Origin of the sequence: Lentibacillus populi (assembly GCA_014642895.1) — a bacterium.
Lineage (GTDB): Bacteria > Bacillota > Bacilli > Bacillales > Amphibacillaceae > Lentibacillus_C > Lentibacillus_C populi.
Window position 1 is genome coordinate 96,688 of the sequence record BMJD01000003.1, and the last position, 20,719, is coordinate 117,406.

At 39.7% G+C, this 20,719-nt stretch carries 18 protein-coding genes and 1 pseudogene; 12 read left to right on the forward strand and 7 right to left on the reverse strand.

What is annotated here, in order from left to right; genetic code table 11:
* Nucleotides 1-214: 214 nt before the first annotated feature.
* Nucleotides 215-484 carry a mannitol dehydrogenase family protein gene (locus IEX12_RS23265; protein WP_123057226.1) on the forward strand — a complete coding sequence of 90 codons (270 nt, stop codon included), beginning with the start codon at nt 215-217 and terminating at the stop codon, nt 482-484.
* A gap of 263 nt (nt 485-747) precedes the next feature.
* A complete protein-coding gene (locus IEX12_RS23270) occupies nt 748-855 on the forward strand; it encodes a putative holin-like toxin (RefSeq protein WP_235000460.1) in 108 nt (35 codons plus the stop codon).
* Nucleotides 856-1,132: 277 nt separating this feature from the next.
* On the opposite strand, the gene IEX12_RS03650 is transcribed toward IEX12_RS23270, so the two are convergent.
* Nucleotides 1,133-1,975: an aldo/keto reductase gene (locus tag IEX12_RS03650; protein WP_102414589.1), complete on the reverse strand. Its 843-nt coding sequence runs from the start codon at nt 1,973-1,975 to the stop codon at nt 1,133-1,135.
* A gap of 283 nt (nt 1,976-2,258) precedes the next feature.
* Between IEX12_RS03650 and IEX12_RS03655 the strand changes: the two genes are divergently transcribed.
* On the forward strand, nt 2,259-3,470 hold the full coding sequence (locus IEX12_RS03655) for an AGE family epimerase/isomerase (RefSeq protein ID WP_188724682.1): 1,212 nt from the start codon (nt 2,259-2,261) through the stop codon (nt 3,468-3,470).
* 148 nt (nt 3,471-3,618) lie between these two features.
* Here the strand turns inward: IEX12_RS03655 and IEX12_RS03660 are convergent, their stop codons facing one another.
* Nucleotides 3,619-4,518, reverse strand: coding sequence for an SDR family oxidoreductase (locus tag IEX12_RS03660; RefSeq protein ID WP_102414591.1), 900 nt, complete (start codon nt 4,516-4,518; stop codon nt 3,619-3,621).
* Nucleotides 4,519-5,015: 497 nt separating this feature from the next.
* Between IEX12_RS03660 and IEX12_RS03665 the strand changes: the two genes are divergently transcribed.
* Nucleotides 5,016-5,435, forward strand: a complete 420-nt coding sequence (locus IEX12_RS03665) for a YwqH-like family protein (protein ID WP_088052345.1) — start codon at nt 5,016-5,018, stop codon at nt 5,433-5,435.
* A complete protein-coding gene (locus IEX12_RS03670) occupies nt 5,435-5,713 on the forward strand; it encodes a YwqI/YxiC family protein (RefSeq protein ID WP_088052346.1) in 279 nt (92 codons plus the stop codon). The genes IEX12_RS03665 and IEX12_RS03670 overlap by 1 nt, the downstream gene beginning before the upstream one ends.
* A gap of 740 nt (nt 5,714-6,453) precedes the next feature.
* On the opposite strand, the gene IEX12_RS03675 is transcribed toward IEX12_RS03670, so the two are convergent.
* A complete protein-coding gene (locus tag IEX12_RS03675; protein ID WP_088053511.1) occupies nt 6,454-7,422 on the reverse strand; it encodes an SDR family oxidoreductase in 969 nt (322 codons plus the stop codon).
* A gap of 181 nt (nt 7,423-7,603) precedes the next feature.
* Here IEX12_RS03675 and IEX12_RS03680 point away from each other — a divergent pair, with 181 nt between their 5' ends.
* Nucleotides 7,604-7,774, forward strand: a complete 171-nt coding sequence (locus tag IEX12_RS03680) for a hypothetical protein (RefSeq protein ID WP_188724683.1) — start codon at nt 7,604-7,606, stop codon at nt 7,772-7,774.
* A 495-nt stretch (nt 7,775-8,269) separates the two neighbouring features.
* Here IEX12_RS03680 and IEX12_RS03685 read toward each other — a convergent pair whose 3' ends face one another.
* Nucleotides 8,270-9,430, reverse strand: a complete 1,161-nt coding sequence (locus IEX12_RS03685; protein WP_371871262.1) for an MFS transporter — start codon at nt 9,428-9,430, stop codon at nt 8,270-8,272.
* A gap of 212 nt (nt 9,431-9,642) precedes the next feature.
* Nucleotides 9,643-10,242: a TetR/AcrR family transcriptional regulator gene (locus IEX12_RS03690; protein ID WP_088052349.1), complete on the reverse strand. Its 600-nt coding sequence runs from the start codon at nt 10,240-10,242 to the stop codon at nt 9,643-9,645.
* Nucleotides 10,243-10,691: 449 nt separating this feature from the next.
* Between IEX12_RS03690 and IEX12_RS23275 the strand changes: the two genes are divergently transcribed.
* From IEX12_RS23275 to IEX12_RS03705, 4 genes are all read left to right on the forward strand, one after another.
* Nucleotides 10,692-10,799, forward strand: a complete 108-nt coding sequence (locus tag IEX12_RS23275; protein WP_235000461.1) for a putative holin-like toxin — start codon at nt 10,692-10,694, stop codon at nt 10,797-10,799.
* 688 nt (nt 10,800-11,487) lie between these two features.
* Nucleotides 11,488-13,458 carry a DEAD/DEAH box helicase gene (locus IEX12_RS03695; protein WP_286170885.1) on the forward strand — a complete coding sequence of 657 codons (1,971 nt, stop codon included), beginning with the start codon at nt 11,488-11,490 and terminating at the stop codon, nt 13,456-13,458.
* 18 nt (nt 13,459-13,476) lie between these two features.
* On the forward strand, nt 13,477-14,463 hold the full coding sequence (locus IEX12_RS03700; protein ID WP_102414593.1) for a hypothetical protein: 987 nt from the start codon (nt 13,477-13,479) through the stop codon (nt 14,461-14,463).
* 211 nt (nt 14,464-14,674) lie between these two features.
* On the forward strand, nt 14,675-15,244 hold the full coding sequence (locus IEX12_RS03705) for a Uma2 family endonuclease (protein WP_088052350.1): 570 nt from the start codon (nt 14,675-14,677) through the stop codon (nt 15,242-15,244).
* A 664-nt stretch (nt 15,245-15,908) separates the two neighbouring features.
* Here the strand turns inward: IEX12_RS03705 and IEX12_RS03710 are convergent.
* Nucleotides 15,909-16,694 carry an HAD family hydrolase gene (locus IEX12_RS03710; RefSeq protein WP_088052351.1) on the reverse strand — a complete coding sequence of 262 codons (786 nt, stop codon included), beginning with the start codon at nt 16,692-16,694 and terminating at the stop codon, nt 15,909-15,911.
* Nucleotides 16,695-16,781: 87 nt separating this feature from the next.
* Here IEX12_RS03710 and IEX12_RS23280 point away from each other — a divergent pair.
* Nucleotides 16,782-16,925, forward strand: a pseudogene (locus tag IEX12_RS23280) (cytochrome P450); the annotation flags it as partial.
* Nucleotides 16,926-17,115: 190 nt separating this feature from the next.
* On the opposite strand, the gene IEX12_RS03715 reads toward IEX12_RS23280, so the two are convergent.
* Nucleotides 17,116-18,897, reverse strand: coding sequence for an alpha-glycosidase (locus IEX12_RS03715; protein ID WP_088052353.1), 1,782 nt, complete (start codon nt 18,895-18,897; stop codon nt 17,116-17,118).
* 421 nt (nt 18,898-19,318) lie between these two features.
* Between IEX12_RS03715 and IEX12_RS03720 the strand changes: the two genes are divergently transcribed.
* Nucleotides 19,319-20,599 carry a sugar ABC transporter substrate-binding protein gene (locus IEX12_RS03720; protein WP_088052354.1) on the forward strand — a complete coding sequence of 427 codons (1,281 nt, stop codon included), beginning with the start codon at nt 19,319-19,321 and terminating at the stop codon, nt 20,597-20,599.
* Nucleotides 20,600-20,719 lie beyond the last annotated feature (120 nt).

The following is a 20,719-nucleotide window of genomic DNA, read 5'->3' on the forward strand; positions in this document are numbered from 1 at the left end:
TGTGCGTTGGTTCAAGTATCTCGTTCCCCTTATTATTACCCCATCAGTTTACAGATACTTCCGATTTCATTGCCATAAACACGTACGTATTGTTAAAACTCTTTATAAGTAGCAGGATCTTGATTGTTAATTCTGCCATCTGGGCGATTATCCAAACTTATCAATTCGCAAGGGAAGTACACTAAACTTATGTGAATAGATTATTCAGCAGTTTATGAACCCGTATATTTCCTATCAGGTTACCAGAGTAGGGCGAGCACCAGTATGTAAACTAGGACCAAAAGATCGACTGATTCGCCCAGCCAGTATGTATATGAAGGTCACCAAAATGGCTCCATTCCATCTTGCGAAAACAATAGCGACCGCCCTGGAATACCATAATGAACAGGATGAAGAAGCGGTTAAGCTGCTGCAAATGATTGTAGAAAAAGGATATAGCAAACATTACAAACTGTTTCCGGGTTTGATGCTAATCATCCGTTAATTTCGGTTGTTTTGAAGGAATTGGAAGAGATGAATGATTAGAAAGGAATAGTGTAGTGAGGCTCCATTCAATTGAAAATTTATGTCCACACATTTGTGTGATCCTTTAGTTAATGAATCGTTTAAAAGAGCTTCGAACTAGCCTACCAATCCTGCAAAAGTTATGATAAATTATAAGTAGCAACTACATAGGTATTGTGGGCGGTTGGCCATCGTTCCTTGTCCCTTAAGCCATGTGTAAGCTTAGGGAAAGGAGGTGGTAGGATGACGGCATATCAAGCATTAAGTTTGGCGTTGCAGTTTGGATTGCTCCAAATTACAACACTAACTTTTATTGTTACGATTGTCGTTTATCTGACAAAAAAGAAGTAATCGCCCCCAACCCAAGGCCGGCAATTACTTCTTCAGAAAAAACATATTGAAACTCTGGCCAACTGCACTTAATGCAGTTTGTAGTTGTCGGAACCGGGTAGTTCGCGCTACCTTGGTTCCCTTATTCTAAGTATATTATAAAATTTATTTATTATACTGTCAATTTTTTGTGCATTCGTTAAAATATCACGTTCCCTTTGGTATACCCCATCAGTTTAACATGATACTTCTGATTTCGTTGCCCATCAAATTCGTAAAAATAAACACGCACTCATTGTTAAAATTCCTCATAAGTTGCAGGATCTTGATTGTTAATTCTGCCATCTGGGCGAGTTAATGCCGCGATTGCATTGATTTCTGTTTCATTTAGAGAGAAATCAAAAATTGATATATTTTCAAGTTGCCGTTCAGGAGATGAAGATTTAGGAATTGGGATTGCCCCTAGTTGGTAATGCCAACGTAAAATAATTTGTGAAATCGTCTTGTTATGATAGCTGGCAATTCTTCCAATTGTTTCATTTTGTAAAACCGCATTTGCCCGAGCTAATGGACTCCAGGATTCTGTTATAATGTTGTTCTCCTCGTGCCATATTCTTTGTTGTTCCTGGTTGAAAAATGGGTGTAATTCTATTTGGTTGATGCTCGGCTTCGTACCAGTTTCCTTTTCTAACCGCTCGATATGTTCAGGAAGGAAATTACAAACACCGATTGAACGAATCAATCCCCACTTTTTTGCATCAATTAATGCTTGCCAAGCTTCTACGTAGTGATTTTGTTCTGGATTGGGCCAATGAATAAGATACAAATCATAATAATCCAGATTCGCGCGATATAGGGATTCTTGAATGGTAGTGACAGCTTTATCATACGCATGATAACGACCTGGTAATTTGGATGTAATCCTTAATTCTTCCCTTGGAACAGAACTGCGGCGAACGGCTTCGCCTACCGTTCCTTCGTTTTCATAATTATAAGCAGTATCAATCAGGCGATAACCTGCATCAATTGCACTAGTTATGGCATTGGCCCCTTCATTTCCATTAAGTTTGTATGTACCAAAACCTATAACGGGCAAAGTAACGCCATCATTAAGTGTGATCTCTGGAATTGATATACTCATAACGATCCACTCCTTTCCATAATACTTTTACATTACCACTTACAGGAATAGAGATCCAAATATTTGATCTACTGTTTCCGGGGAGACAATGATTATTATTTGGATAAGTAATTCTATTGGATTGGGGAAATGAGAAGCAGTATCATTTGCAGTAGTAGCACAATAATACTAGCTTGCATGACGCTCCTCGTGATAAAAGAAATCAGTTCAATAAGAATATTGCTGGTAAATGAAACATAGGGTAAACCAAATTCCTTTAATGATAAGGTGGTATCACAAGGATATGGACTTCCCCAATTTCAAAGATCAAGCGTTTCTTAAGCAGCATATTGTCGATACCGTTAACTTTTATGCCCCGCGTTGTATTGATGCTGAGACAGGAGGTTATATAAACTGCTTTCTGGATAATGGGACAATTTGTGATAAAAAAACGAAGCATCTTGTTGGGCAATCCAGGTTTATTTATATTTTCTCCATTGCAGCTATGATCAGCGATTCATCCTGCTATAAACAGATGGCAGAATGGGGGTTAAAATTTTTACAGCATCAACAGTGGGATCCGAAAAACGGTGGATATTATTGGGTACTTAAGATGCTCAAGGTTGAGGATTCCAGCAAACAGGCCTATGGTCATGCCTTTGTCCTAATAGCTGTAGCCACCGCTTATAAAGCAGGCATTAGTTATGCAGGAGGAATAATTGCGGAGGTTTATGACATACTGGAACGCCATTTTTGGAGAGAACAGGATGGGCTGTATGTAGATGAAATCTCGAAAGACTGGCAAACCGTATCTTCGTATCGTGGACAAAATGCGAATATGCATTTGTGTGAAGCGATGTTGACGGCATATGAGGCTACAGGTGAAGCGCGTTATTTGCAGCGAGCCTATCGTATTGCCTATTCCGTTATATTCAAACTGCTCCCGCAATCAGGTTATTTGATTTGGGAACATTACGATGAGGACTGGAAAATTGACTGGAACTATAATAAAGGAAATACAAAAGATGAATTCCGTCCGTATGGATATATTTTCGGGCATTCGATCGAATGGAGTAAACTGCTTCAACGCCTGGAGAAGCATTTATATGAGCCATGGATGTTTCCCCATGCAAAATTGTTATTTGATCAGGCTGTCCATAAAGGAATTGATTACAAGAATGGAGGAATTTTCTACAGCATGGCACCAGCAGGCGAGATCATTGATTCGGATAAAGTCTATTGGGTGATAGCAGAGGCAATTGGAGCTTCTGCCCTGTTTGCTGCAAAAACAGATGATCCAACCTATTGGGAGTTTTACGACCAAATTTTTGCATACAGCTGGGAATTTCTGATTGATCAAAAAAGAGGGGGCTGGTATCAAATGCTGAACAGGAACAATCAAAAATACAGCAATATCAAAAGCCCTCCTCCAAAAACCGATTATCATCCTGTCACGAATTGCGTTACCGCTTTACGGGCTTTTTATGATAGTGATGGTGTTAATAAACAGGCTTGAAAAGAAAATTTATTTTTTCAGGAGTGTGTGGACATCACAGGAAACGTGGATATCCGAAGTAGTGTCCCTGATTGGTGCCAGGAGAATTTCGTCCTTATTTGGACTAATTTGGTGGCGGAGAATGAGTCTCCACTGAATGAATGCTACTTCAGGAAGAAACAAATTGCCCTCCGTTGACATGAATTGTCTGTCCGGTTATATAGGAACCATCATCTGATGCGAGCAGGACATAGACCGGAGCAAGCTCAAACGGCTGCCCCGCTCTTTTCATTGGTACGTCGGCTCCAAACGATTTGACCATTTCTGGTGTAAATGTAGCTGGAATAAGCGGCGTCCAAATCGGGCCGGGGGCAACGGCATTGACTCGGATACCTTGTTCAACAACATTTTTGGCCAGTGCCCTTGTATAACTGACGATCGCTCCTTTTGTAGAAGAATAATCGATTAAATTTTCACGTCCGATATATGCATTTACCGATGTGGTATTAACAATACTGCTTCCCGCAGGCATATGGGGGAGGGCAGCTTTTGTCAAATGGAAAAATGATAAGATATTCGTTTGAAACGAAGCTTGCAGCTGTTCTGCACTGATATCCAGCAAGCTGTCTCTGATAAACTGAACGGCATGATTGTTAACAAGAACATCTATTTTTCCAAATAAATCAGCAGTAACATTGACCACATGCTGGCAGACCTCTTCCTTCCTTAAATCACCTGGTATTAACACACAGCGTCTTCCGAGTTGCTCAATCGCCTGCTTCGTTTCTACAGCATCCTGGTGCTCATCAAGGTAGGAAATGACAATATTGGCTCCTTCCTTGGCGAACGCTACTGCCACTGCTCTTCCGATACCACTGTCCCCGCCGCTGATGATCGCCACTTTATCTTTTAACTTGCCTGTTCCAATATAGTTTGGATTATCATAAATCGGGCGAGGCTCCATCAAATATTCAAATCCCGGCTGCCGGTATTGTTGTTGTGGTGGAAAGGTTACAGGAACCTTTTCACACTTTTGTTCATACCCATAATAAGGATATTTCGGATACATGCTGGATCCCCTCTCAGTCACTTTATTAGATATGTATTATGTATATGCTGCCTAACTAAACAGGTGAATGCCTAAACGGATTGGACCATGCTGCCTGATTTTCCTGGAGCAACTGATAAATAGGCCCAAATTTACTGAGCCGGAGCAGAATCATCACTTTTGATACTTTCACTTTTATAAGGCTTGTCGTCAACCTAATTAGAAGAAGTCATCACTCCGACTCTAGTCACGATTCAGCTGGTCACTTGTTTTAGTGGCCAACTGACTTATTCAGTTTGCAGCTATTGGTGGCGAATAATTAGCACTATTCGGGATCCTATCAATAATTTTTTCCGGATTAAAGTCCCCGACTTGAGTCTATTCGAAACTTAATGCCTATCCAAATTGAGTTAAAAATAGTCATTTATACCCCTTTCGAACAGGGCAAAAATACCATATAATGAGTAGATGGCTGGTAAAATATTCTTGCCGGACGTGATGACCTAGAGGTGACGCAAATGGAAATGTTATATGTTATCGATGATCAAATCTCTACCCTTCAAAGCTCCATTTACTCCACGAATCAACAGCTTATTCAAAAACGGGATGACTTAGAACGGTTGAAAACTTTATTTGGACAGCTTGAGGACTATCAGGAAGAATTCAAGGTAAATCAAAAGTACTGTTGTGACCCGGAACTCTCCGTACATACTTGGAATGGACAATTGGCAACGCAATTCCATTTATTTCGCATCGAGGAAATCCAAACAAGCTATCAATCCATATCGGAATACCAATTAGACGGGATGATTATGCAAATAGCTGATAAAATTGCAGAAATAAAAGCAACGATCGGTGATTTGCAAAGTGACTATGCAGCTAAAAATGCAAACTTAAGTGATTTGAAAGCGCAGCGGCGAGAGGAGATGGCGAAATAATGAGTGAAGAGATCAAACTTATTTTTGAGGATGTAGAAAATACACTAGCTGAATTGAGAGCTTCTGTTCAATCGTTAAAGCCAACATCTGTGGTTGCGATTACCGATAATCAGCTTGCTACAGCAGATAAGTTGAACATGATTAATCAAACGCTTGATCAAGTAATAACGTCCTATAAAACCTTATTGTTAAACAATGAGGAAGCGACAATAAATTCAGTGAAAGCATTAAAGGATACGGAAGAAAAGGCGGCAAGTGCAATCCAACTGCTAGAATGAGGCAGAAAGCGGTGAGAGTAAACCATGAAGCGTTTAGATAAGTGGAAGCTTAATGAGGGAATTGATGCTACGTTATTATGGGATCAGATCCATGATGTTCAGGAGTCAGTAAACGAAATATTATTAATCTGAACGAATCTAAAAGGAAAACTGGAAATGCAATTTGCTCATTTATAATGAAGATAAATATATCAATGAAAAATAGCTTTCACCTTAATCTACATAGCTGAAAAGGAATTGTTATTCCAATGAGTGACAATTGTGTGCAATTGGCTCGTCCTGTCGAAAATAACCCCGATTATACTCGAAAATGAATAATGAGCAAATGATAATAATATCTATTTCCCGGGAAATATCGACATATATTTTCATGTGTCAGGGTTACCTTTTAAAATGGATGTAAGCAATAGAAAACATTAATCAAGTGGAATGCGAGGGTTTGCCAAATTTAACGGATTTTTAACTTATCGTTCATGGAATGAAGAATGGATACCGCAGCTCGTTTGACGTATTTGAATGTACAACGTAACTTAAAACGCCTAATCTAAACATGGCAGATTAGGCGTTTTATCTTTTTGCACTTTAAGAAATTTCTGCTTTGTTAAAGGATTAAAGTATAAGAAAAACGTGACTTGTCACCAAATCTTTAGCGACAAGTGACATTTTTCTAATATTCAATGAGCGGATGTTGTTTAGCTCAAACACTTAGGCAACTTAATCAAGTGTTTTGGGGAATCAACTTAAGAACTGGTTGATTCTCCACCATCCACATGCAATACTTGCCCCGTTACCAGTTGTGAGTCATCTGAAGCGAGATAGACAAATGTCGGGGCTAATTCAAATGGTTGGCCGATACGGTTGAATAGGTTGTTCCCATGCAGGGCATTTTCATCAGATGAGAAGCTCGCAGGGATAAGTGGTGTCCATATTCTTCCCGGTGCAATGGCATTTACCCGAATCCCTTGACCCGCGAGACTTTTGGCAAGTGATCGTGTCCACCCGACAATCGCCCCTTTTGTTGCCGAATAATCAATTAATAAGGGTTCCCCTGCATAAGTAACCACGGATGTTGTGCCAATGATTGAGCTTCCTGGTTTTAAATGTGGTAAAGCAGCTTTGGTAGTATAAAAGTGAGCGTAAATATTTACTTTGAATGTGTCATCAAATTGCTCATCTGTAATGTCCAGCAGACTATTTTGCTGAAATTGAATGCCTACATGATTACAAAGAATATCCAGCCCGCCAAATGTCTGAACTGTTTGTTTGACAATGGTTTTACATTGTTGCTTTTCTCTTAAATCTCCTGGTAATAGGAGACAGCGTTGACCAAGTTCTTCTATCCTATTCTTGGTTCGTTCTGCATCATCGTGTTCATCCAAATAAGCAATAGCTACATTTGCTCCTTCTTTTGCAAACGCAATTGCCGCTGCTGCTCCCATTCCACTGTCTCCACCAGTTATCAAAGCTACCTTATTTTTCAGCTTCCCGCTGCCTTTGTAGTTAGGATTTTCAATAATTGGTTTTGGAACCATCAGGTCTTCGTGGCCTGGCTGTTTTAGCTGGCGTTGTTCAGGGTTAGCTAATGGAACCTCTTGATAGCGCGTTATCTTTCCGTAATTCGGATAGAGCGGATATGGTTTTGTTTGTTTATTTTCCTCAAACCATTTTTGGTATGCTCGTATTTCTCGTAATTCACTCTCTGTTGGCATTTGCTCATTATTGTTACTAGGGTCGTCTTGTTGATACAAACGTATAACCTCCCTCTGATGTTTATCCTATGTAATGTATGATTAGGCGATCGTCTATGTGCGTGTCTGGATATATTGCAACGATGGACTTGCTCCAAAGCCTCTAGCCTTACGTAGAATGCTAAATAGGGAGGTGTCACAATTGCGTATTGAATTTAACCCTAAGGTAAAGTGGCTGTTAGTTGACCAATCAGATGAAAAAGTAAAAATGAATTATCTCCAACATAGCTGGTTGATGCCTGTTATTGTAAAGAGACCGCCATACTATACGAATCCGCGTTACGAGCCCTATTATCCGCTTGTTAAGAGATGAGGCTGTTCAAACTATAAAATAGATTGAGAGGGACACAAGCTGTACAGCGTAGTTACAAAAAAGGGCCGAAATCGAAATCCGATTTCGGCTCTGTTTATCCGGACCCTGAAAAGATACTAGAGCAGCTTCAAGTAGGTGGGCCAGGGGAATTAAAGAAAGAAGGGTATGTACTTGCCTCCAGCCAAAATAGACATAAGCAAAATTGTACTTGCTGGAAAGGATAAAGCGGGAACCTACTATGCTGCGCAAACGTTTAAACAATTTTTGATTTATTGTTGGATTCGATCGGCGGCTTTTCGTTTTCGATCGGCGGCTTTTCGTTTTCGATCAGCGGCTTTTCGTTTTCGATCAGCGGCTTTTCCCTTTCGATCGGCGGATTTTTGGATTCGATCGGCGGCTTTTCGTTTTCGATCAGCGACTTTTTGGATTCGATCAGCGGCTTTTCGCTTTTGATCGGCGGCTTTTCGTTTTCGATCAGCGGTTTTTCGCGTTTGATCAGCGGCTTTTCGCTTTTGATCGGCGACTTCTCGCTTCGATCAGCGACTTCCCGGTTTCAATGGGCGATTTCTCTCTTTCGGTCAACCGAAATAACAGACCAGTACTAATCAGGCCCATCACAGCCATCATGATGGTCAGCACAATTGGTGGAAGCCAGCTGCTAATAATGAGAAAAACTCCGGCTGTACTGACCCCAAGGAAGACAGCAATCGTATATATTGCCATATAGGAACTGCGTTTATGATTAGGAACAGTATTCGCAAGCATCGTTTGTTGGATAGGTGCATACATCATTTCCCCGATAGATGCGATAACCATTGCAATCATTAACAGGAATGGGAAAGTACTATAACTGATGATGGTGTAGCCGATAAAAAAGAGACACAGTCCGGTTAACAAAACAAATTGCTCATTCCAACGCTTTATTATCCTCGCAATTAGCATGGTACAAAAAACTACGATTAATGTATTTGTCGTTTTCAGCATACCGACTAGATTCATGCCATCGACTTGCAGAGAAAACAGTGGCAGAAGCTGCACCGGTTCATTAATTTTGTTGACTAGTCGTACACCAATGTAGTTGGTTAGTTGTTCCTCAACAGATACGATGAGTAAAGCCGCAATCGTAAATGTGAAAAAGAATTTGTGAGCGAGTACGTTTTTATATGTTTGCAGTATTTGCAGGGGCTGTTTTTTTCCTTGTAAACCATTTTTCATTACAGCTTTTTCTGTTATAGGGATGTATGTTTCCTGTATATAGAAAAAGGTAATCAGAAGAGAAATCAGCGTACAAAGCGCCACACCTATAAAAAGGTAAAAATGATAGTTATGAAATAGGAATGCACCAATCATACTTCCAATAGCTGCAGCCATATTTCTTAGCCAGTAAGCATACGTATAGATCATTTTTCTATTATCTGGCTGGCTCACATCAACAATTAATGCTTGATATACAGGGGTAGCAGCTCCTGTACTAAATTGGATAAAAATAAACAGGCTAAAGGTGATATATGGAGATGTATGCCAAGGTGAATTAACAGAAGCAGCACCAATAAATCCAATAAAGATAATGAATTCCGCTAACAAAATCACACGTTTACGACCGATTTGATCAGAAATATAACCTCCTAGTATGGAACCGCACACATTAGCGGCCATTACAACGAGAAACAGAAAACCTGTAATGAATGTTCCTAACTGATCGGAAAAAAGATAATTATAAAAGGGATGACGGACATGGTGGCCATCGTGGTTAGAAATTGCAATAACAACCGGATTCGAATGACTGGAAGAAAACGGAATATGTTCATATTATCCTCCTAAAATATGATTGATCAATCAATCGCTTGTAAAGTAAAAGATTAGACCTACTAGTTGATAGGTCCAAAAAGCTGAAGAGCAGGTGATATATATTGATCCCATATTTTACTGTAACGGGTATCTGTATTATTCAAACGAATGCCGATCAGCAGGCTCGTATAGAGAGTAGCGACAGGCATGGTATCCTGTTTCATCAAAACCCCTTTATGTTGTCCGTTTTTGATTAGACAACTGATTTTCTCCCTTAATTGATCGTGGAACTGATCGAGCTGTTCAAACGCTGCAGGATAACGATGAGGTTGACCGACGACTTGCGCAACGAGTGTTAAATAACTTTTTACTCCAGCGAACAATTGAATATGTTTCGTTACCATCTCTTGTAATTCAACTAGTGGATCTTCCGCATCAGTATTGAAATCCAATACTTGTTCCGAAAAGGTCCCCAGTGGCTCGACAACGGAAGCTAAAAAGAGCTGTTCCTTATCCTTAAAGTATGTGAACACATTTCCAAAGCTCACCTCAGCAGATTCTGCAATTTTTTTAATCGTCGTTCCTTCATACCCTTCCGATGCAAAAAGGGTAATTGCACTATCAAGGATTTTCTGCCGTTTTTTTATCATATTTAATCGCTGTTCTTCAGATAATGGCATCGTTATGTCTCCTTATATTGATGAATGATTAATCAATCGTTAATAGAAGAATAGCAAAAAAGGAGCTGGATGTAAAGCTGTTTTTGCCCAAAATGCAGCTCGTTTTAGGACAGGGATATTTTCAATAAGCGATGGGAGCCCTAAAACAGGGCCCAGATAGGGGTACATAGGGGCTAGGAGGTAACCTTTGAGGTAAAGTCGGTGGTTTAACTGATTCGTGAGTCACACTCTTGTCTGACTCAATGTTTTACAATGTAATCATTTTCTCGCCTTATTATCTTTGGTTTCTAGAGCACATCAAGTTTTTCAAACGTTTGCACTAATTAGACTATAAACTTATCAATGGTTATGATAAAATTAATATAGCAACTACATAGGTATTGTGGGCGGTTGGCCATCGTTCCTTGTCCCTTAAGCCACGTGAAAGCTTAAGGAAGGGAGGTGGCAGGATGACGACATATGAAGCATTAAGTTTGGCGTTGCAGTTTAGTTTACTCCAAATTGCAACACTAACTTTTATTGTTACTATTGTCGTTTATCTAATCAAAAAGAAGTAATCGCCCACCACCCCAGGTCGCGATTACTTCAGTAGATAGGCAACATGTTTCAGCGGCCAACTGCACTTAATGCAGTTTGTAGTTGCCAGAACCGGGTAGTTAACGCTACCTTGGTTCCGTATTCTAAGTATAGTATAAAATTTATTTATTATACTGTCAATTTTTGTTCCTCGTTTAAAATATTGAGCCCCCTTAATACGACCGCATCAGTTTCAGATGATATCACCGGTTCCGCAGTCCAACAAATTTGCAAAATAAACGCCTTACCATGTCCCCAATACATGTATTCCATCAGAAATATTTAATGCTTGGCTGTGACCAACTGTACTTGTTTCAGGTGGGCCGCCGTATTCCCCCCCCGATGTGTTTAGTTTCTGGGCGGTGTTATGGAAAAGTTACATCCAGCTGTATGAATATATCCGTTTTTACATCCGAATCAGCATTTTCATTAACGGAAATCCCGGTAGTTGTAGCAGAGAGGGGACAACCTCAAGGAAACCTTCATTAGCAGGCTTCCCGGATTTACATTTGGGAAACCAATCTATTAAATTTGGCATTATATCCTCACTTTCTTTTCAGTATGTTAAAATAATAGGATAGTACATGTCATAAATAGGGGTGAAAAGCAAATTGGAAACGTATCCTGTTTCATGTAAATAAAGAACTTTTCGATCTCCAGGCAATGGAAATGGATGATACGCTAATTCACTTTTTTCGTGAAACCCAGATTGCAGACGAAGCATTTACGATGGAAAATGATCAGGGACTAAGGAGAAAGTTTACTATTGACTGGGATGAAAAGCTGCTGCAGGGGAGAGGAATCAAGGGATTTTTTGCATCTTACACCGAAGAATTTTTACTCGTTGTCCATACAGAAGATAACCGCATCGTTGTTTGCCGGCAAGACGATTCATTGCCAGTAGATGCAGAGAACACCCTGCATCATAAGGAGCGGGCACAACAGGTGATGGAATCACTATCAAGTTTTAGCAATAACGCGGAAAAATGGTTTCAATTATACCAAATCGCTGAACAGTATCGGGTGCAGCCAAGTGAAAACGAATTGCTTTGTTTGCCATATGTCCGAGAATTGGAAACATTTGATTATCAGGTGAAAACGGTTAAATCAGTGCTGAGCCGGTTTAAAGGGCGCGTGATGTTAAGTGATGAGGTTGGTCTGGGCAAAACCGTTGAAGCAGGTATGGCAATGCTGGAATATGTTATGCGTGGTCTGGCGCGGCGAATACTGATTCTTGTCCCACCATCCCTTGTCGGCCAATGGGAGAATGAGATGAAAAGGAAATTCAATCAGGATTTTGTCCGGGCAGATCACCCTGATTTTAAAAAGCACGGTCAAAACGCGTGGGCACATTACTCGAAAGTCATTGCTTCGATTGATACAGCAAAACGTAAAAACAATCGCGAATCCATTTTCAAGGAACAGTACGATTTAATTATTGTGGACGAGGCCCATCACTTAAAAAACCGGACAACCCAAAAATGGCAGTTCGTCAACGGAATCAACAAAAAATATATTTTCCTTTTAACAGCTACGCCAGTGCAAAATCATTTGGAGGAATTGTATAATCTGATCACCCTGTTAAAACCTGGGCAATTACGAACGTACAGCTATTTCAAGAAAAATTTTGTCGAAAGCAAAGACGGAATTGAAGCAAAGAATGTTGATAAATTGAAAGGTCTGCTGGCGGACGTCATGATTCGCAATAAGCGCAGTAATGTGGATGTTACTTTTACCAAACGGACAGCTTACACACGAACCATTGACATGACAAACGATGAAAAGGCCTTGTATAACAACCTTAGTCTATTTGTTCGGGAACGTTATCATGTAAAACATCCGGTCTTGAACAGGTTTCAGCTAAAACGTCTGCAGGAACAGATCGGCAGCTCCATTACGTCTGTTGTCCCTTCGTTAGAACGCCTGAGTGTGAATGAGAAGCTAACCGAATTTGAGCGGAAAGCCATGAAACGGTTTCTGGATGAGGCAAAAACGATTGCGGAAAATACTTCAGGTTCCCGTACAAAGGTGGATGAACTTGTCTCCATTTTAACCGAATTTAATGATAAAATGATTGTTTTTACCAAATTTGCTGCTACACAAAAGTATATTAGCAACGTACTCAAGGACCGCGGCTTTCAAGTTGCTGAATTTCACGGGGCGATGCGTAGAAAAGAAAAGGAAGAACAAGTAACCTGGTTTAAGGAGGAAGCGGATGTATTGGTGAGTACCGAAGTTGGCGGCGAAGGGAGAAATCTGCAATTTTGTCATGGAATGATTAACTATGATCTTCCCTGGAATCCGATGGCCATTGAACAACGAATCGGGAGAATACACCGGATTGGCCAGGAAAACGATGTTGTTGTTTATAACCTTGCTGCCAAAGATACGATTGAATATTATATTCTGGATTTACTGGATCGCAAAATTAACATGTTTGAACTGGTTGTCGGTGAGGTTGATGCCATTCTGGGAGATCTGGAGGAAAAGGAGGACTTTTCCGAGCTTGTGATGAAGGCCTGGGTTGATTCGCAAACAAAAGCAGATGTGGAAGCAGAATTGGATCAACTTGGAGAAGTCATGTTAAAAAACAAACAAAAACTGGCGAAGCAAAAACATCTGGATGATCGATTATTTTAACCTGATGGAGGTGTAGTGATGCAGTTGCAGCAGTTTGTTACAGAAGTAGTCGAGCAATTGGGCGGGATCGTTATTCCTGTGGAGTATGGATTGTGCCAGGTACTCATCCCTGAAGCGTACGCGCCGTACTTTCAACATAAAACAGAATTGCAGCTTTCCTTTGATTATGAGGTTGCCCAAGAGAATCCGGATTCAGAATTTGTGACGTTTGGGAGCTACATCCTGGAGCAGCTACTCGAATTGATCCATCAGCAAACCGTCAGTACAATGCGATTTGCTGAAGTGGACCGTCTGGAATTGGGAAATGCATTGAAAAAAATAAGGGATTTTCTAAAGGAAGACCCAGGCAAACTTACGATTATGGAGGAAAGACCTGTTATGGGTGTGTGGGCAGTTTTTCAATACAATGTTGCCTACGTAGCCGATGAAAAAACGGAATCCTCCAGACAGGTTTGGGTAAATTTGTTAACGAATCGTATAAGCCATACAATGAAACGGGAACAAAGCCGGATTATGTATCAGCATGAACCTGTTTATACCTACCCACTTCCTGTATCCATTGATGTTCCCCAAGCATTTTCAATGGCGACTGCACATGTAAAAAAGTTGAGCGAACAACAGAAAAGTGATCCAACGAGAATGGCTGCTATGGATAAGGATATTAATCGAATAACCACTTATTATCGAGAACTTGTTGCAGAAAATGAAAGACGAGCTGACAGGAAAGGAATAAGTGAAGAAAAAAGAAGAGAGTATCTTGAAAAAACGGAGGCCATTAAACTTGAAAGAGACAAGCAATTACAGGAGATTCGCAATAAGTACAATGGGCAAATAGAAATCAACATCGATAATGGGATACTCTATTTTGTACCGATACTGGAATACCGTTTATTGCTTGAGCACAGGGGTGATGCGTCTGAACGAATACTCTATTATAATCCGGTAACCAAGCAGTTTTTCAGTAGACAGGACGAAACGAGTGAAACAGCTGTGCCTTCCCTGTAGACTGGTGAAGTGTGGCGTGAGTGTACAGACAGCCCGCACACTTACACATCAACCTCATGGCAAGATCATAATGACTGAACACTATGGTCAATCGTTAATAAAAACTGTATACCTGCAAAGAAATATTATATAATGGGTATAGGATGAAAAATTGTGTTAACAAAATGCTTACAATTTAAGCCATTATTCAAAGGTCAGTGGAGGGAAAAGCATGGTTTTACCACAAGAAAACAAATTGACTTATGCTGAATACCTGAAATTGGATAACGATATACAATATGAAGTAATTGATGGCCATATATATGACATGGCGCCATCACCAAACGTGAAACATCAATCCATTGCAATGGAGCTTGCCACTGAATTTAACATGTTTTTTAGGAATCAATCATGCAGGGTAATTAGTGAGATTGATGTTTGTCTTTGGGGAAAAAAGGATCCTTCTGAAGTAAACGAATGGGTTAAACCGGATATTGTGATTGTATGTGACAAAGAAAAAATCATGAAGAATCATATTGCGGGAGCACCAGAATTGATCGTGGAAATTCTATCGAAGTCAACTGCAAAAATGGATAAAATGATTAAGTTTAACTGCTATCAAAAAGCAGGTGTGAATGAATACTGGATTGTTGATCCTGCACATGAGACTGTTGACGTTTATGTATTGGAGAATGAGTACTACAAACATGTTGGCACGTTTACAAATGATGAAGTGATCAACGTTACGAGCTTTGAAAATCTCTCCATCAATTTAAAACATGTTTTTAGGGAAGATTTTTAGCCCGAGAAGTGATTTCGGTTGGATAAACATTAATCAGTAGCCAAACAAGGTCACTTATATGTACGGAAGGGTAAACAGATATTAGAGAAAAAGAGCACAACAGGCTGGAGTAACCAACTAAAGGCTGAAATAGAGAACAAAACTTGATGAGGTTTTTTGCATAGAAAGCATGATCCAATGTAATACAGAACTCTGGACAAAGTGGATTATCAGCTGAAAATTAAAACCAAAAATCGCATAATAATAAGGATTTTTTTTAACCCATGCCAGAGAAGTTTTTTATAGTTACCTTAAAAAGTATTTGTTCCGATAGTCAATTAAATCGTTCCTCCATAAATTCAACTTGTAACTATAAAAAACTTTTTTGGATGTCCTCAGTCCTGTAATATAGAATTGGATCATGTCCTTCTTCACCATTTTTAGTCAGATAAACTGGCTCACCTGATTCCTTGCAAAGCGAAGATATCTCATTATAGTTATTACGAAGCAGATGGTTTGATATTTATCATGCACAACAAACCTCCATATGATTATTATATCTATATTTTACTATGATTATGTAGTCAAAATGTTGCGGACTCCTGTAGAAGGGTATGTATAAAAGATCCCCATCCAATTTTAAAACATCTGGATGGGGAAATTGAGAAAAATGGCTGCTATTGACCTACTTCACCAACCCCAATTCCTTCAACCCATTAAATATCCCCGATTCCTCAACCGAAGTTGTCCTCCGGTTTGCATATTTAAACAGCTCAGGAGATGCGTTTCCCATGGCAAACCCAACGCCTGCAACTTGCAGCATTTCCTTATCGTTCATTCCATCCCCGAAGGCAATCGCATTTTCAGCCGGGATGTTCAGGCGTTTGAGTACCTGCTTGATCGCTTCCCCTTTGTTTACGGCTTTACGAATGATGTCATAGCAATGTTTAACGCCCTCAATGTTAACCTGTGAAAGATGGATATCTGCTTCAATTTCGTAAAGTGGTACTTCAGCCGGTTGCATATTGATAACCGTGCCACCTAGGACATGGTCAACTATATCGAGGGAAAAGGCTTCATTTTCCTTCATTTGGAATTTCTCAATAAACTGCTGCACTTCCGGTGTTTCAAAGGTTGTGAAATAATTTTTTTCATTTGTATATAGCACGAGTTCATTTCTGTTACTTTCTGCAACTTTCAGGAACTCTGTCACTGTATTAGTGTCCAAAGGTTCATTAATAATGGATTCATTTTGATATATTGCATGTGCGCCATTATATCCAATGAATGAATTAACACCAAGCTCTTCAGCCAGTTCAGCAATCTCATGAATCGGCCGACCCGTTGCAAGGAAAACTTCAATACCCTTTTCCTTTAACTGGGCAATCGCATCCTTCGTTGATGGGCTGTAGGTATGATCTGGTTTTAGTATGGTTCCGTCGATGTCGAGGAATAGTACGTTGTATGGCATGGTTGTCTCCTTCTGTAGGTAATTATTGATATTAAAAATGATTGTATCATATTTTGGATGGAATTTGGTGGTTGGAGGTCTGACAGGGATCCTCCAGTACAACGAAAAAGACGTTCCTTATTATCAGCAGCTTTTACACCGCGCAGTTTAAAAAATTGGGAACCCCGTATTGGGCGGATAGCAACTGAACTTGTCGATGATATAGAAGAAAATTCTACTGTTGATATCCTTCATCGTGTGAGGGAGAATGATATTATCCCCTTTAAGTAGACAGGAAAGAGAAAGCCTATTACTGTTTACTTGAAGGGGAATTTCTATGGGGGAATTGCTAACTTTATAGCGTTAGTACATCCAGCTTTTTAACATATTTGTCATCTCAACGTGGTCAAACATTTACCATCGATATAGTCTTTTACTCCTCCTATCCATTCATTTTTTTACCAACTTTTTCAAAAATCCTGAACTTATAGGGTCCAAGCTTGATAGGCGATTCTCCGATTTCAATTGGACTTTTCTTAAACACGTTTCCTGAAAAAATACGTTCATCAAACTTACCTGAAAGCCCAAATGATCCTGTCACTTGCTTAGGGCTATTATTAACCGCAACTATGACATGGTTGCTCTTATTATATTTTTCAAAAACAATCGTATTTTTTGCATCGTCTACATCCAGAAAGCGAAAACTTCCCCCATTAGCGTAAACGGGATGCGACTTCCGCAAGGCAATTAGTGCTTTTACAAACTGGAAAAGATCATGATTTTGCCCATCCTCTTCCCAAATCATGCATGCGCGGCACCCTGGATCTTGTCCTCCCGCCATACCGATTTCATCTCCATAATAGATACAAGGCGTACCAATAAAAGTTAATTGGAAGAGGTATAGTAATCTTACACGGTCTACGTTTCCGTCAGCCAACGTTAAAATGCGTGGCGTGTCATGACTATCAAGCAGGTTAAACGCCACCTCATTCACATTGGCAGGGTACATGTGTAATACTTCCGTTATGGAGTTGGCAAATGTACTAGCCTTCATTTCCTGTTTCGCAAAAAAGTCAATCGCTCCATTTGTAAACGGATAGTTCATAACAGCGTCAAACTGATCACCTAAAAGCCAGGGCATTGCGTCATGCCAAATTTCACCCAAAATATAGGCATCCGGTTTAACCGATTTAACAACCTTGCGAAATTCGCGCCAAAATGCATGATCGACTTCATTGGCTACGTCCAAACGCCACCCATCAATATCGAATTCTTCTATCCAATAACGGCCAACATCCAACAAGTATTGCTTTACTTCAGGATTTTCCGTGTTCAGCTTTGGCATTGAACTAACAAAACCGAATGTATCATAGTTAGGCGCGGGATTGGTTTTGACAGGAAAATCCCATAGGTGGAACCATTTTTTATAACGGGACTTCTCCTGATTTTCAAGCACATCCTGAAATGGTGGAAAATAATAGCCGCTATGATTGAATACAGCATCAAGCATGACTCGAATTCCCCGTTTGTGACATGCCTTGACTAATCGTCGGAATGTTTCCTTGTCCCCAAACTGCGGATCAATTTCCATATAATCGATTGTGTCATACTTATGGTTTGAGTGTGCCTTGAAAATAGGGGTAAAGTAAATCCCGTTTATCCCTAAGTTGACCAAATGATCAAGATGGTCCATTACACCTTGGAAATCACCACCGAAAAAGTTGGTCGGTGTTGGTTTGACCTCGCCCCATGGTAATGTGCCTTTTGGGTCGTTGGAAGGATCTCCATTTGCAAAGCGTTCCGGGAAAATTTGATACCAGATCGTGTCTTTAACCCAGGATGGAGCGTTGAATACGTCTGCTTTGTTTAGGTATGGGAAGCAGAAATAGTTTGAAATCTCACTAGGTGGGTCAGAGAAAATTCCACGCTCAGTATAAAAACACGTTTCGACATTATCTGTACAACGGAAAGCATAACGCGTTCTATGAAATTGTGGTTTAACCTCAGTCGACCAATAATCATGTAAACTGGTTGAACCCGATTTTTTCATGTTTCTTGTATTCGTTTGCCATTGCTCATTTTTCCATTCATAAGGGTCACCAAAAACAAGTTCAACAGATTTCATGTCATCTTTCTTCGCTTTCAAAACAATATGAAGGGTATTATCATCGTAAGCGTATGCAAAATTATTTTTTGGACGGTGGAAAATTGCTTCTTTTATCATTTATAAGAACTCCTTTCGTAATAAAATAGCGCAAACGATTTCATGAAAAGGTTGTTTAAAAAACATGTCATCATTCCTCCTGTTTATTAAATTTAGCTTCAATCCTCTCTTCAAAAAACAACCCCAGCTTTTATCATAAAAAGCCGGGGTTGTTTGAATACAAATCATTGCCCTCTAATTGTGAATAATGATAAATCTTGTTGTTATAACTATTAATATATAACATAATATGCAATTGTCAATAGGATTCTAGACTTGAAATAATGTTTTCAAAAAAAATAAAGAAAACGCTTGCAGTAAATATGAAATAACTGTAGAATAATAATAAACCTAATGCAAACGTTTGCACATACAATTTTGTCATAATCAGTTCCTATTTTGTTTGAGGTTAGGTTATATCATCAAAAAGGGGAGAAATTTAATGAAGAAGAAGAAGGGCATGCTTTTATTAGCGTTAGTATTATTACTAACCTTACTTGCGGCGTGTGCACCGAATCGTGAAGACAGGACCAACGCGAATACTGATGAGGGTAAAACAGAGAAGACCGAAAAACCAGAAGAACTGACTATCTGGGCAAATGATGAGGAGAAGCAACTGGAAGCAATCAAAAAAATTGCGGCTGATTATGAGGAAAAAGAGGGAATTAAAGTTAATGTTGTAGCGAAGGCAATGCTGGACCAATTGCAAGAGTTGTCTCTTGCGGGTCCGGAGGGCAAAGGCCCTGATTTATTTTTTCAACCACATGACCAAACAGGGAATATTGTAGCACAAGGGCTTGCAGAACCTCTTGATTTATCGGATGAGGAAACAAATGGATATAGCAAGGCTGCTATTGAGGCTGTTACTTATAATTTTGATGGAAAGACCGATATATATGGAATTCCTGCAGTTATTGAAACGTATGGAATTTTTTACAATAAAGATATTGTTTCCAAAGCCCCGAAAACAATTGATGATTTATTGGCGATTCTTGAGGAAAATACGGACGCTTCAAACGAACAATATGGCTTTTTAATGAAACCTAATGATCTTTATTTTGCTTTTCCTTTTTTTAAGAATTATGGTAGCTATATTTTTGGGGGAGACACCGGAGAATATAATACGGATGATATTGGTTTGAATAATGAGGGCTCTGTTGAAGGTGGTAAGTTATTCCAATCATTTTTTGGTGGGGATAAAATACCTGCATCAACAACTGTAGACGTAGTCGATGGGTTATTTACAGAAGGAAAGGTAGGAGCAGTCATTAATGGGCCGTGGAGTATCGCATCATATAAAGAAGCTCTTGGCGACAGTGTTGGATTTGCGCCATTTCCAACAATTAACGGCGAACCTGGTCAGACATTGGTAGGGGTAAAATCATGGTTTGTTTCCTATTACTCTGAAGATAAAGATTGGGCAAAAGAATTAGCGTTGTTTATGACAAATGAAGAAAATCTTTCCTATTATTTTGAAGTAGCTGGGGAACTTCCTCCGAATACAAATGCTTTGGAATCTATTGATGACCCAATATATTCTGCTTTTGCTGAACAAATAAAACATGGGGTACCAATGCCAAGTACACCGCAAATGTCTCAAGTCTGGGAGCCAATGAATAATGCGTTACAGTTCCTGGCCGAGGGAGAGGAAGTTCAATCAGTGTTGGATGAGGCTGTTCAACAAATGGAGGATAATATTGCGGCTAGCGGTTCAGGTCAATAGGGGGTAGATGGGGAGGAGTATCTTCTTCCCATTATTTTCTTCTATCTACTAAACTAAGGGGGTGTTGGCGTTGACTGTACCAACCGAAGAAGATTCAAATAGAAAAAGGTTAAATATAAA

Bases quoted from the DNA above. Each gene is read 5' to 3' on its own strand.
- IEX12_RS03715 (WP_088052353.1), bottom strand. From the start codon at position 18,897: ATGATAAAAGAAGCAATTTTCCACCGTCCAAAAAATAATTTTGCATAC.
- IEX12_RS23275 (WP_235000461.1), top strand. From the start codon at position 10,692: ATGACGACATATGAAGCATTAAGTTTGGCGTTGCAGTTTAGTTTACTC.
- IEX12_RS03655 (WP_188724682.1), top strand. From the start codon at position 2,259: ATGGACTTCCCCAATTTCAAAGATCAAGCGTTTCTTAAGCAGCATATT.
- IEX12_RS03695 (WP_286170885.1), top strand. From the start codon at position 11,488: ATGGATGATACGCTAATTCACTTTTTTCGTGAAACCCAGATTGCAGAC.
- IEX12_RS03660 (WP_102414591.1), bottom strand. From the start codon at position 4,518: ATGTATCCGAAATATCCTTATTATGGGTATGAACAAAAGTGTGAAAAG.
- IEX12_RS03700 (WP_102414593.1), top strand. From the start codon at position 13,477: ATGCAGTTGCAGCAGTTTGTTACAGAAGTAGTCGAGCAATTGGGCGGG.
- IEX12_RS23270 (WP_235000460.1), top strand. From the start codon at position 748: ATGACGGCATATCAAGCATTAAGTTTGGCGTTGCAGTTTGGATTGCTC.
- IEX12_RS03710 (WP_088052351.1), bottom strand. From the start codon at position 16,694: ATGCCATACAACGTACTATTCCTCGACATCGACGGAACCATACTAAAA.
- IEX12_RS23265 (WP_123057226.1), top strand. From the start codon at position 215: ATGAACCCGTATATTTCCTATCAGGTTACCAGAGTAGGGCGAGCACCA.
- IEX12_RS03675 (WP_088053511.1), bottom strand. From the start codon at position 7,422: ATGCCAACAGAGAGTGAATTACGAGAAATACGAGCATACCAAAAATGG.
- IEX12_RS03685 (WP_371871262.1), bottom strand. From the start codon at position 9,430: ATGGCCGCTAATGTGTGCGGTTCCATACTAGGAGGTTATATTTCTGAT.
- IEX12_RS03670 (WP_088052346.1), top strand. From the start codon at position 5,435: ATGAGTGAAGAGATCAAACTTATTTTTGAGGATGTAGAAAATACACTA.
- IEX12_RS03720 (WP_088052354.1), top strand. From the start codon at position 19,319: ATGAAGAAGAAGAAGGGCATGCTTTTATTAGCGTTAGTATTATTACTA.
- IEX12_RS03705 (WP_088052350.1), top strand. From the start codon at position 14,675: ATGGTTTTACCACAAGAAAACAAATTGACTTATGCTGAATACCTGAAA.
- IEX12_RS03650 (WP_102414589.1), bottom strand. From the start codon at position 1,975: ATGAGTATATCAATTCCAGAGATCACACTTAATGATGGCGTTACTTTG.
- IEX12_RS03690 (WP_088052349.1), bottom strand. From the start codon at position 10,242: ATGCCATTATCTGAAGAACAGCGATTAAATATGATAAAAAAACGGCAG.
- IEX12_RS03665 (WP_088052345.1), top strand. From the start codon at position 5,016: ATGGAAATGTTATATGTTATCGATGATCAAATCTCTACCCTTCAAAGC.